At 39.8% G+C, this 12,553-nt stretch carries 7 protein-coding genes; 5 read left to right on the forward strand and 2 right to left on the reverse strand.

Going from position 1 to position 12,553, the window contains the following annotated elements; translation table 11 throughout:
• Positions 1-169 precede the first annotated feature (169 nt).
• Entirely contained in the window at positions 170-1,876 is a 1,707-nt protein-coding gene (locus tag O0V13_RS18950; protein ID WP_268036574.1) for a RagB/SusD family nutrient uptake outer membrane protein, read from the reverse strand.
• A gap of 12 nt (positions 1,877-1,888) precedes the next feature.
• Positions 1,889-5,140, reverse strand: coding sequence for a SusC/RagA family TonB-linked outer membrane protein (locus O0V13_RS18955; RefSeq protein ID WP_268036575.1), 3,252 nt, complete (start codon positions 5,138-5,140; stop codon positions 1,889-1,891).
• Positions 5,141-5,612: 472 nt separating this feature from the next.
• Between O0V13_RS18955 and O0V13_RS18960 the strand changes: the two genes are divergently transcribed.
• The 5 genes from O0V13_RS18960 to O0V13_RS18980 all read left to right on the forward strand — a co-directional run bounded on the left by O0V13_RS18960 (position 5,613) and on the right by O0V13_RS18980 (position 12,550).
• The gene (locus O0V13_RS18960; protein WP_268036576.1) at positions 5,613-6,248 is read left to right on the forward strand and encodes a response regulator; all 636 of its coding nucleotides are present in this window, start codon (positions 5,613-5,615) and stop codon (positions 6,246-6,248) included.
• Between the two features lie 132 nt (positions 6,249-6,380).
• Positions 6,381-7,223 (forward strand): N-acetylglucosamine kinase, encoded by an 843-nt coding sequence (locus tag O0V13_RS18965; RefSeq protein ID WP_268036577.1) that lies wholly within the window; start codon positions 6,381-6,383, stop codon positions 7,221-7,223.
• A gap of 120 nt (positions 7,224-7,343) precedes the next feature.
• A complete protein-coding gene (locus O0V13_RS18970; protein WP_268036578.1) occupies positions 7,344-11,462 on the forward strand; it encodes an AAA family ATPase in 4,119 nt (1,372 codons plus the stop codon).
• 81 nt (positions 11,463-11,543) lie between these two features.
• Positions 11,544-12,008 (forward strand): hypothetical protein, encoded by a 465-nt coding sequence (locus O0V13_RS18975; protein WP_268036579.1) that lies wholly within the window; start codon positions 11,544-11,546, stop codon positions 12,006-12,008.
• 65 nt (positions 12,009-12,073) lie between these two features.
• Positions 12,074-12,550 carry a hypothetical protein gene (locus tag O0V13_RS18980; protein ID WP_268036580.1) on the forward strand — a complete coding sequence of 159 codons (477 nt, stop codon included), beginning with the start codon at positions 12,074-12,076 and terminating at the stop codon, positions 12,548-12,550.
• Positions 12,551-12,553 lie beyond the last annotated feature (3 nt).

A 12,553-nucleotide genomic window follows, 5' to 3' on the forward strand; every position in this document is an offset into this window, starting at 1 on the left:
AGGATCGGGTTTTGTTTTTTGTATTCCTTCAAAAACTGTTTTACCAAGAAAACAATTTGATTTTTTGTTGTTTGGAAAAAACAATTGTGATTAAGTATGATTTCCACAAAAAAAGTCCCTCAATCCAATGGAAAGAGGGACAATAATATAAACCAGCTATTAACTCAATTTACCAACCAGGGTTCTGAGTGAGCTCTACCCCGTTTTGTTGATAGAGTGTGATCTGATCCAATGGAACTGGATCAAGATAGACTCTAGGATCTTCGAAAAGTCTTTGAGAGGCAGCAGCAGAAGCCGGAATGATATATCCTTCTTCTCCGTCGGAAAGAACTACACTACTTTGTAGTTCTGGATAATCCACTCTGGAAATCCAAGCACCTCTATTGATGTTGATGTTCGATTCGGTATCAGTGTACTCGAGCTTTTTCCATCTTTTCAGATCATCCAATCTGAATCCTTCCATCATCAATTCGATTCTGCGCTCTCTTCTGATCTCCCAAATAATGGAAGGTACAGAAGAGTCTCTGGTTGGATCTTCATAAACTACTCCATCAACAGCTGCATTGTCACCCATTACTTGTAGGTGAGGAAGCATGACGCCTGGTCTGTCACGAAGAACGTTTACAGACATGTCCAAATCTCCTTGAGTAAGAGCAGCCCCACCAACAGTGGCCAATTCAGCAGCAGCTTCAGCATAGTTGATCAAAACTTCTCCAAATCTCAATACCGGAGAATCCGTGTAGTTCAAATTGGAACTTCCTTCTGGCTCATCTTTGATGACTTCATTCAGGAATTTGTGAGTGGCAAAGCCGGTAGTGCTATAATTGGATGCAATACCATTCAATCTAAGTTCGTCTGAAACCAAAGTTTCATGGATTCTTGGGTCACGATTGGCCATTACATTTTCGATTCCTTTTTCACCTTGATAAAGAGGGGAAAGGGAAATTGGCAATCCATCAATTGATAGGTAAGAATCTACTGCATCTTTGGAAACACCCGTTTGAGGCTCTTTATTATTGTAAGAGTTCAAAGCATGGGTGATCATTCCTGGTTCATAGTGTCTGTAAAGAATCACCTCAGGATTACCTGCCAAGTTTAGGGAGTTGAAAACTTCTCTGTAGTTTCCTAGTGAATAGGAACCTGTTTGGATCAATTGACCAGCAGCGTCTTTCGCAGCCTGAAGGTATTCCTGTGCTTTGGCATTGTTACCTTCATGGTATTTTTGCCAGGTGCCTTCGTAAAGAAAAATTCTAGACAAATAGGCCAATACCACCGCTCTGTTTACAGATAGTCCATCGTTTCCATCGGATTCTCTCACATTTGCTGCAGCAAATTGTAGATCCTCCAAAACTCGGTCCATCACATAATCACGGGGATCACGTGGTCTGTAAAGCGTTTCTGTGTCAGTCTCACTTAACTCCTCTTCATACCAAGGTACATCACCAAATTGTTTCACCAAATCATGATATTCCAAAGCTCTGAAGAATCTCGCTACACCGGACCAGTGAGCGATTGCTTCTTCACTCATAGGTACAGTTTGGACTCTGTTGAGAAAGATATTCGCTTTTCTCACATATGAAAAAGTCCAATAGGAGCTTGTCGCAGCCGTAGGAACAGTTCTTCTGAATTGTGGAGGGCTACTTGGTGAAAAGTCATCGTTTAGGCTTTGTCCTGAGAAGAATTTCCCCCAGGAAAAGCTCGATCCGTATCCGCCGAAGTATGCGGTATAAAAGCCCCAAGAAAAGCTTCTGACATTCTCTTCCGATGCCCAATAGGTTTCATCAGTCAACCTGTCAACAGGTGGTTTTTCTAGAAAGTCATCGCAGCTGGTCAGTGCGAAAAGACTTAGTGCTAATGCTGTTATTTTTAATTTCATGATCTAGTCGATTTAAAAGGTGACTTGCAATCCGAATGAAAGAGAACGGCTGTAAGGATAAACTCTTCCAAACGTATTGGAATCATTGTTTCCTGCTGCCGTGTAATCCACTTCCGGGTCAAGTGGAAGGTTCAGGTTGTCAAATTCAAATAGGTTTTCACCACTGAAATAGACTCTGACTTTCTGCATTCCTGCCTTGGAAATCCAATTATATGGAAGTGAATAACCCACAGTGATGTTCTTCATTCTCATGTAAGAAAGATCCAATAGGTATCTGGTTTGAGGAAGAAAGTTTCTGGAGTTGTTTGAGTTTCCAGCATCGGTAGGTCTTGGGTAGTATGCATTGGGATTTTCTGGAGTCCAGTAATCCAAGTGGTGCTCAAACCAAGCCTCACCTGGTCTATATCCAGGAATGAAAATCGGTCCATTAGCCCAGAAATCACGTTTTCCTACACCTTGAATGAACATTCCCAAATCGATTCCTTTGTAGTCCAGATTTAAACGGAATCCATATTGATAGCGTGGAGTGGAGTTACCGATGACTTTCAAGTCTCCATGATCATCTACTGTGTTTTGACCATAAGTGATTTCTCCGTCACCATTTAAGTCTTTGTATTTCACATCACCAGGTCCGTAGTAGAACCATCCGCTTTCATACAGTTGCTGAGAAGGAATGCCTTCTTTCAAAATATATTTGCCATTGTCCAAAACGAAATCACCGTTTCCGTCTTTGACAAAGTCATCTTCGGTAAACAATCTGTCTGTTTCGTAACCCCAAATGTCTCCGATCACTCGACCCGGACGATTTGAATAGATGCTTTGGTTATCTGCGAATTCAGTAACCGTTTCTTTATAGTCCGAAAGGACGAAGGTGGTAGTCAAATTCAGGCCATTTTCAAATGAATGAGAGTAGTCCAAAGCCAATTCCCAACCTTTGGTTTCCAATTCACCAAAGTTCTGTTTGGTGGCAGAAGTGCCATAACTCGCAGGAAGTACTTCGCCTGCACTGTGCATATCAGAAGTAACTCTCTTGTACCAATCAAAGCCGATTCCGAATTTGTCTTTGAAGAATCTTGCATCAAAGCCCAAATCTAGTGTTGTGATAGTCTCCCAAGTTAAAGAAGAAGGCAATGCGCCAGGAGTTCCGAAAGTCAGTTTGTTGTCTGATCCGATCAGCCATCCTGAAGAATAAGAAGACATGATTCTATATATGTCGGAGATATAAGCATTTTGGTTTCCGATAGCACCCCAAGAACCTCTTAATTTGAAGAAGGAAACTACTGGAGTAATAGGCTCAAAGAATGATTCTTCAGAGATCACGTAGCCTGCTGACATGGATGGGAAGAAAGCCCATCTTTCTGTTGGAGAAAGCCTGGATGAACCATCATATCTACCATTCAATTCAAGGAAATATTTACCCTTGTAGTTGTAGTTGATTCTACTGAACATACCCGCTGTAGACCAAAGGTTTCTTGCGCCATCCACAAATTGATCTCCAGATGCCAAATCAAGTTCCCCTCTGTCCTGATCCATCAATTGTCTTCTTTCTGAGCTTTGGTACCAATACTCGTAAGATTCGATGTCTCCACCTACCATGGCTTTGAAGTTGTGATCACCTATAGCCCAATCATAGGTTCCGAAAAGTTTACCGACATTTCTGGTGTTCCAAGCGGAGGTGTATCTAACTCGGTCGTATGAAGCACTTGTGTATGGAGCGTATTGCAGATTGGCCCCCGTAGACCAGAAGTTATAGGCTGAAACAGATCCACCTGTCTGATGCACATGATTGTTTTGAGAGTCATGCGTGTAGTTTGCGACGATAGAAAGACCTTTGATAGGAGTTAAAGTCGTACCCAGGTTAATTCTGGTTAGCGCTGTTGTTTCCTCATTCATTTTAGCCTGCTGAACCTCGGTAATCGCACTTCTGAAAGGATTGCCTTCATAAGTTCCATACGGGTAGTTTTTAGGCCATCTGAAAAGGTAATACCACGGATCGTATGTCTCACTGGAGAAGTAGAAAGGTCTGGTGAATTTAGTGTCGCTATACAAGACACCACCACGGATTTCCATCCAATCGGTCACTTGAGAGCTCAAGCTTAAATCTGCTGAATATCGGTTGAATTCATCTGGATTAACTTTTAAAACTCCATTTTGGCCCAAATAGCCAACGCCTAAGCGATAGGTGGTTTTGTCTGTTCCTCCAGATACTGAAAGATCATGCTTTTGTTGAGGAGTCCATTTGTTCATAAACATGTCTCCTGCATCCCATGTTCTGTAGAAGAACAATCTACCGTCACGGATTTCGAAATCTCTACCCAAAACCATTTCTGGACCCAAATCCTGACCGCCATATTGCGATTCCCAATCTCTCATTTTTTGGATGCCAGTTTCATCGAAATACATCCCTACTACTCCAAATACATTGGTGGAAGGATTTGTTCTTTGTAAAGCTCTGAATGCCATTTCTGCACCTTCTGCTCCGGGAGCAATGGTCGGCGTGGTAGTAGGAGTTGCAAAAGAGAAGTTGTTGGAATAATTGATTCTTGGAGCTTCTCCTTTTTTACCTTTTTTGGTAGTGATCAAGATGACACCCCAAGCACCTCTAGATCCATAGATGGACGAAGAGGCAGCATCTTTTAATACCGAAATAGATTCAATGTCCTCAGGGTTAACTAATTGAAGGCTTGGGATCTCCACATTGTCCACCAAAATAAGTGGCTGGGCTCCCCCAGAATTACTCAAAGTACCCACAGTTCCTCTCAATCTGATGGTTGGGTTTTGGCCAATCTGTCCACTTGGAGTGGTGATAGTCAAACCGGGAGTGGTTCCTTGCAAACCTCTACCCACATCAGTAATTGGTCTTGATTCTAAGACTTTGGTGTCTACTGAAGATACGGATCCTGTCAGATCACTTCGCTTTTGGGTACCGTATCCTACTACTACAAATTCTTCCAAAGATTGAGCATCAGGACTTAGTACAATGTCGAGATTGGTACTTGAAGTAATGACCCTTTCCACCGATTCCATTCCGATAAAGCTGAAAACAAGGGTTTGCCCGCTCTCAACTCCAATTTGAAAGGTGCCATCTGTATTTGTGGTGACACCTTTGGTAGTTCCTTTTACCAATATGCTAACTCCCGGCAGTGCAAGTCCATCTTCAGCACTCATCACCCGTCCTGTAACTTGAAGTGATTGAGCGTTTACCTGAAAATGAAACAGGAGAAAACATACTGATGCAAAGGCACCGAGTAGTAGTTTTTTCATGTTAGACGTTTTAAAATTGTTAGAAATAAATAGCTCTAAAATCACTGCTAATTCATGACGAAGACATTGGACATAGCAGGGACGATAGAATGATACCGTCAAATCTTTTCAAAAAATGTCGCTGGACTATCCCTGAAAACAGTGATATTATTAAATCACCAATTCATGATATTTAATTGAAAAAGTACAAATAAGCTTTTTTTAAGGAATCCCTGGGATGCATATAGAAGAACAGGAATCCCTGTTTAATAGCTGATTTAGATGTTTTTCAAAGAGTTTGTAAAGTGGCTGTTTGGAATGTTTTGAATTTTTTAAAGAGTAATTGAATATTAATAAGAGCATGTTTTTGAGGTGTTGATTAGTGGCTGTTTTCCATTGGTGGAAATATTAAATAAGAGTTGAAAAAGGATATGTAATATTATTCAGAGTTTGATTCACACTAGTTTTTTCTTCTAATTTGATTTGTTGAAAGATGATTAATGTTTTGATAGCGGATGATCACCAGCTTTTCATCGATGGCTTGAAAGCCATGCTCCAAGGTGTCAATGGAATCCGGGTAATTGGTGAGGCTAATAATGGAAAAGAGGCGGTTTCTTTTTGTTCGCAAAATGAGGTGGATCTCGTGATTATGGATGTGAACATGCCGGAGATGGACGGGGTAGAGGCGACCAAGGAGCTGTGCAAAAGAGATTCTAGATTGAAGATTTTGGGATTGTCCATGCATCTGGATAGAAACTACATTTCGGACATGCTGAAAAGTGGGGCCAATGGATATCTATTGAAGAATACTGGTAAGGGTGACCTTTTGAAAGCTATTAAGACTTTGAACCGGGGAGATTCCTATGTGAGTGATGAGGTCAATAAACTTTTGTTGAATAGCTTTTTCAAGAATACTTCCAGATATCAGGTAGATGAAAAACTCTCTGAAAGAGAGGCGCAGGTTTTGGGTTGTATTGCAAATGGGTTGACGACACTTGAGATTGGCGAGCAACTTTTTATCAGTAAAAATACTGTTGAAACTCATCGTAAGAACCTGCTTTACAAGCTGAAAGCAAAAAATACGGCAGAGTTGGTTAACAATGCTTACATAAAAGGATTGATCTACTGATCAGATTTTTATAAATACTTCTGGTGATTGTGCTAAATCACTGTTTTCTGGGATTGGAAGAGAGCTTGATTCTTTCATCTTTGTGAAGAGTGCCTTTTATGGACTCTTATCCACCCGACAAAGAAAGAAACTATGCTTTTATTGGCTGACAGTGGCTCTACCAAAACTGATTGGAGGATCGTCAAACCTTCTGGATTAACTATTCTCGAGTTTAAAACTCAAGGAATCAACCCTTATTTCAAATCTCCAGAGCAAATCAAAAGAGAATTGAAAAAACAGGTTTTGAACCCAATCGAAGGACTTTCTCAAGTGATCTTTTATGGGGCCGGATGTGGTCATCCCAAAAAAGCCAGTGAATTAGCTTTGGTTCTAGATGAGGTCTTTCCAGCGGAAAGTTCAGCGATGGTGCAGGGTGATATCTTGGGAGCAGCAAGAAGTTTGTTTCAAAATAGACCCGGCATCCCATGCATTCTGGGTACAGGTGCCAATTCCTGTGTCTATGATGGGGAGAAAATCGTCGGTACAGTACCTTCTTTAGGATTTATTTTGGGAGATTATGGAAGCGGAGCTGTATTGGGAAGAGATTTTGTTCAGCAGCTTTTGTCAGAAAAACTTTCCCCTGAATTGACAGCTAGATTCTTTGAAAAGTTTGCATTGGATCGAGTGGCTATTTTAGATCGAATTTATAAGCAATCCCACCCCAATCGCTTTTTAGCTTCTTTGATTCCTTTCATTCATTCGGAGAAATCTAATGAAGAAGTTCAGTCACTAATTAAGTCAAGTTTCTCAAAGTTTTTCGAATTCTATATCCTGCCATTTAGACAAAAGGGAGTCCAATATCCAATTTCTTTTGCAGGATCTGTAGCTTTTCATTTTCAGGAAATCCTCATGGAAGTAGCCGAAATGTGTGGGGAGCAAATTCAAGAGATCAGACCTAAGCCTTTGGACGGTTTGGTTAAATACCATTGCGCGTAATCTCTTTTTGGGAATAAGGGTTTCCACTGGGAGGTTTTATACTCCTGAAATAGGAAAGTTCTAGGTCGGTCTTTAAGAAAACGATATTTTCATTTTCAGCTTACTTGATTGAACCAGCATATGGATTTTGCCCCTTTTTATCCTCAAAAATCATCTTTCAAAGAGATCAGAACTAAACAGTTTTTCAGAAAGATGGAAAGTGCTTTTCAGCAACTATCCCTGCAGACCGATTTTCAATTAGTAGGTGTCTTAATTACAGGAAAAGAAGGAATTGGTAAATCATTTTTGACGAGGCAATTCCTGAAATCCAATCCACATGAATTATTGATAAGTAGCCAGTCTTTCCAGCTTCAAAACATCCCATACTCAGCACTCAAGGGTGCTTTGGGCCCTTATTTAAGTGGAAAGATCAAGCGGATGGATAGCCTGGAATTCTCTCGTTTTTCTCAGGAAGTAAGAGCCTTATTGGGATCTGATTTTTCCTTATTATCCGAATATCTGCCCGAACTTTCTATGCTTCTGGACTCTGATTCTTCAGAGGAACAAATTCACCTGCCCAAAATTGAAAGTCAGCTATATATTGTTTTCAGGAAGTTTTTTGAGTTTTTAAGAGCATATTTTAAGAGGCCCATTATATGGTTTGTGGATGATTTTCAATGGGTGGATGGGTCATCTAGTAACCTGATTCAGCACCTTTTGGCAAACCTTGATTCACACACCTTGATCTTGGTAGCGGTTGCGGATATAGATAATTCGAGTCAAAATAATGTTTCCCAGCTTTTGAACTCTTTGGCCTGGTTTCAAAAGCATATTGTGACGATACAGCTTGATAATCTGACAGAGCCTCAGGCAAAGGAACTGATTGAAAATAGGTTGGGAGGAGAGGTTTCTGAGGATTTGGCCCAGATCCTAATTGAATCATCTGATGGATTGCCAGCCACATTGATTTTGATGCTGGAGACTTTGATTTTTGAAGATTTGATCCATAAAAATGATCGGAAGTGGAATGGCAATCTTAATCAGATTTCCCAGAAGTTGATAGGAGAAAAAAAAGATCAGCTTTTAAGTAAGATTTATGTGAGTTTTTCTCCTTTAAGGAGAGAGATTCTAGCGTTGGTGGCATGCTTCGGGGAATTGGATCTTACCAGACTCAAAAGGATATTTTCTAATCATATTGAACTGGGAGATGCATTGAAAAAGTTGTTTTTGGAAGATTTTCTAACCCTTCACAATGATAAAATAGGAATTGAAGCTACAATTAAGGAAGTGGTAATTTCAAATCTTGATAAAGAGGAGATTCAGCGGCTTCATCTTGTTTTAGGAAAACAACTTTTGTCTGAAAACTGGAATGAAAAAAATGTGGCAGAATTGGTAGTTCTGGCTCAGCGCTTCCAGCAAATTTCCGGGTATCTTCAAAACCCTCCCGAAAAACAAAGAATCATTGGCCTGTTGATTCAAGTAGCACAAATTCAAAGGGAGGAGCATTCTTATTCTCAAGCCAAAGGTTTTTTGACAACAGCCCGCGACTTATTGAAGGGAGAGAAGTGGACTGAAAACGGCTTCTTGATCGGTCAGGTTTGGTTAGAAAGGGCGAAGGTAGAGTATTATTTGGGTGAATTTGATGTAGCTGAGATTTTATTGGATGAATTGTTGGAGCAAAATCAGGATTCTCAATTGCGGTTTTTGGCATTTGAGTTAAAAATTATTGTTAACAATCATTTGGGTAGGTACAGAAAATCGGTTTTTATTCTGACCGAAATTCTCAATGAGCTGGGTCTTAGATTACCAAATGATCCGGAGCAGATCGAAAAGGAAATCCAAGAATTGGAAGGAGGGATATCATTGGCTTCTTTGTCAAATCAGTCTTTGAATAAATCCGTTAGCTCCCAATCCAAGATATTGCAGCTTTTATACAATGGAGGAATGGCTCTCCATCATACCTCTGATTTGTTAATGACTTGGGCTGCACTCCAAATTATTTCCAGATCTCAGCAGATAGATCAGCCAAATGTGAGATCTTTGGGATTGGTGAGTTTTGGGAGAATGAAAATCATTTCAGGACAAATCGAAGAGGGTTTTGACCTTGGGCTTTATGGCTTGAATCTAAATAATTCGATTGGAGATATTCAATACCGTTCCCGTGTGCTTGGTGTTTTTGGATTTTATATCTTGCCATGGAAGGAAGGCTATCATTTGAGCTACCCATTGTTGGAAGAGGGGATGGCTGTGGCTAGAAAGTCAGGTGATCTGATAGCATATTATATCAATAAAACCCACTTATTTAATCTTCATTTCCTGAGTGGAAAACCCATTGAAGACTTGTTGAGATTTGATTTCAAGGAGAGTTATGTGGGGATGGAGTTGACCTATTACATCACTCATTATCAAAAGGAACTGATTAAATATTTTTCCGGAGAGAGTCCCTTTCTTTCCTTGCCTAAGCAAGAGGCCAGGGGCTTGGCAGCAAGATTAACCTTACAGGAGGAGAAATTTTACAGGAACTATGTACTGGCAAGGTACTATTTTATGTTTGGATATTATTCACAGGCGATTGATAGTAGCTCCATTGCTGAGAAAAATCAGAAGCTTCAAGAAGGTTCTCCTTTGGTTCCGGCAAACCTGATGTTAAAGGCTTTAGCGATTACTCAAAATTGGGCCAATCAAGGAAAGGATAAGTCTGAAGTATGGAAGTGGTTAGATTCAGTATATCAAAAATTCGCTTCCTGGAAAGAAAAGTCACCTGCCAATTTTGCATCTTCTTTCTGGCTTCTTCAGGCAGAAACCTGGAGAATTAGAGATGAGGATTTCAAAAAAATCGAAAACGCATACATCCATGCAATTCAAACTTCCCAAGAGAATGTCTATCTGAAGGCAGTTTGCCATGAGCTTTTTGCCAAATTTTATCTTGAGGAGAGGAATGTTGTGTCTGCCAGCACGCACCTTCAGCATGCAATGTTTCATTATCATCAATGGGGAGCCCATCGAAAGATTGAGCAATTAGTCAGGCAGTTTGCTTTCATTATCCCCAAGGAATCTCAAAAAAGAGAAAGCTTGGATATTGAAACCATTTTGTTTGAGTTAGCAGGGGAAATCCACTCCATTCAAATTGCCAGAACTCTGATGGTTTTGTTGATGAGGATTTCTGCTTCCTCGAAGTCAATCATTCTTTGGGTAAATCCTGAAGGTGATTTGCAGGCCTATCATGATATTAACTTGTTGAATTTTAAGGAAGCAGATCAGGATAATTCATGGAAGGTTTTGTCTGAGCTTTTTAGAATGGTCCACCGGACAAAGACTCCATTGGTTTTGAATCAATTGGAAAATCATATGAATTACCCAGAATTGGATTCTATTCTGAAAAAAGGCATAAAGTCAGCTTTGTTTTTTCCTGTTGGTTTTTCTGAAAACCATACCATGGTGGTATATCTGGAAAGTCGATTTGATGATAATGCCTATACAGAGGATGTTTTGAGATGGATAAGAATAGTTTCAAGGCAAGGGGGGGTGATTTTGGATAATGCCAAAAACTTTGAAAACACCTTGAGGTTGAATGAAGAGGTTCAGAAAAAGATGGAAGAAAAACAGGTTTTGATGACTTTGCTCGAAAAGCAAAAAGATTCCCATATCAAGGACCTGATTAAAGTTCAAGAGTACGAAAGAGAAAGGATTGCCAGTGAGCTACATGATAGCTTGGGGTCTCAACTCTCTACTTTGAAGCTGAATTTGACGCATATTTTTGAGACTTCTGTTGGGGATGTATGGAAAGATAAAGGTCTAAAATCACTTCAAAAATTGGATGAAGCTATTGACGATGTCAGAAGGATTGCTCACCACATGTCACCTGTTTCTTTGAAAAGATTCGGTTTGGATCTGGCACTACAGGCCTTGCTGGAGCCACTCTCTCAGCAGACTTCAATCCAAACTGAACTTCAGATTTTGGGAATGGAAGAACGGTTAGAACCACAGTTGGAGTTGGCAGTTTATAGAATTTGCCAAGAGCTTATTCAGAATGTTTTAAAGCATTCAAAGGCTGACTATTTAAGGTTGCAAATCATCAAGCATTCAGATACAATTAATATTTCTATTGAGGATAATGGCAAAGGGATTCAAAAACCAAAAGAAGAATGGGGGATGGGCTTATTGGGAATTGAAACCAAGGTTCAAATGCTCAATGGAGATTTTCAAATTGAAAGTCAGCCTGATATGGGCTGTTTGGTGATGATTGATATTCCAAATTAAATTTATGATCAACTGTATCGCACAAATAACAAAAGGCGTCTTTGAATGGTAAACCAATAATTTTTTACCAAAATGAAAACAATGAAAAAATACATCCTCCTGATTTTAGCAATCCCCTTTCTTTTTTCAAGCTGTTCGGACGAAGAGCCAAGTCCTGAGGCAAGGATTACAGGGATTTATGAGCAGAATTATGAGTTTGCTGAAACAGATTGGCAAACGACGATTCAGTTTGAAAGAGAAGGAACTTTCTATACTGAAAGGGTAGTCAAAAACTCTGGCGGAGATGAAATAATTGGGTTTTATTATTACGGAAGTGGCACATACACCATATCAGAAGATGATGTGGCAGTTCTCAATTTTGAGGAGTATTTTATTGGACCGGAAGATGGAGGCCCGGTAGCAAAGTCTGAGTTATACGAGTATGAAGATGGAAGAGGTGTGATGAATTATTCAATTCTTGAAAATTACACCAGATTAAGGTACCAGTGTGGTCCTTCGGAGTTTTGTGCACCTTCCCAAGATGATGATTTTATAAGAGTAGATTAATGGATTTAGGAATTCATCAAGTCTTAATTAGAAATAAAAACGTCCTGATTTTTAATCATAATACCATGAAAAAATACATCTATTTGATTTTAGCAATTCCTTTTCTTTTTTCAAGCTGTTCGGACGAAGAGCCCAGTCCTGAGGCGAGGATTGCCGGAGTTTATGAACGTATTATCCAGGGTAATTTAGGTTGGGGGACTGAGCAATTTGATTTTGTGGGTACACTGGATTTTAAAAATGATGGTACCTTTACTTTTGAAGAAGTGACCAAGAATGTTGGAGGAGATGAAATATTAGGATATAGGGCTTACGGAAATGGGACCTATACCATAGAGAATAATAAGGTGACCATCGTCAAAAATGAAGCATATCTTCAAGGGGTGGCGGATTCTAATTATCAGCCAAAAAGTGAGTTGGTTCTTTATCAATTTGATCCTCCCAGCTTTATAATTTTTGGAATTACCGAGAATTATAAAACCCTGACCAGTGGATGCGGACCTCTTGAAAACTGTTTGGTGCTTACCTACAATAGAGTTGAATAAAAC

It is taken from the genome of Algoriphagus sp. PAP.12, assembly GCF_026652115.1.
Classification (GTDB): Bacteria; Bacteroidota; Bacteroidia; order Cytophagales; family Cyclobacteriaceae; genus Algoriphagus.

What these genes read in the sequence shown, in the direction of transcription:
- O0V13_RS18980 (WP_268036580.1), top strand. Translation starts at nt 12,074, where the DNA reads ATGAAAAAATACATCTATTTGATTTTAGCAATTCCTTTTCTTTTTTCA.
- O0V13_RS18965 (WP_268036577.1), top strand. Translation starts at nt 6,381, where the DNA reads ATGCTTTTATTGGCTGACAGTGGCTCTACCAAAACTGATTGGAGGATC.
- O0V13_RS18970 (WP_268036578.1), top strand. Translation starts at nt 7,344, where the DNA reads ATGGATTTTGCCCCTTTTTATCCTCAAAAATCATCTTTCAAAGAGATC.
- O0V13_RS18975 (WP_268036579.1), top strand. Translation starts at nt 11,544, where the DNA reads ATGAAAAAATACATCCTCCTGATTTTAGCAATCCCCTTTCTTTTTTCA.
- O0V13_RS18955 (WP_268036575.1), bottom strand. Translation starts at nt 5,140, where the DNA reads ATGAAAAAACTACTACTCGGTGCCTTTGCATCAGTATGTTTTCTCCTG.
- O0V13_RS18950 (WP_268036574.1), bottom strand. Translation starts at nt 1,876, where the DNA reads ATGAAATTAAAAATAACAGCATTAGCACTAAGTCTTTTCGCACTGACC.
- O0V13_RS18960 (WP_268036576.1), top strand. Translation starts at nt 5,613, where the DNA reads ATGATTAATGTTTTGATAGCGGATGATCACCAGCTTTTCATCGATGGC.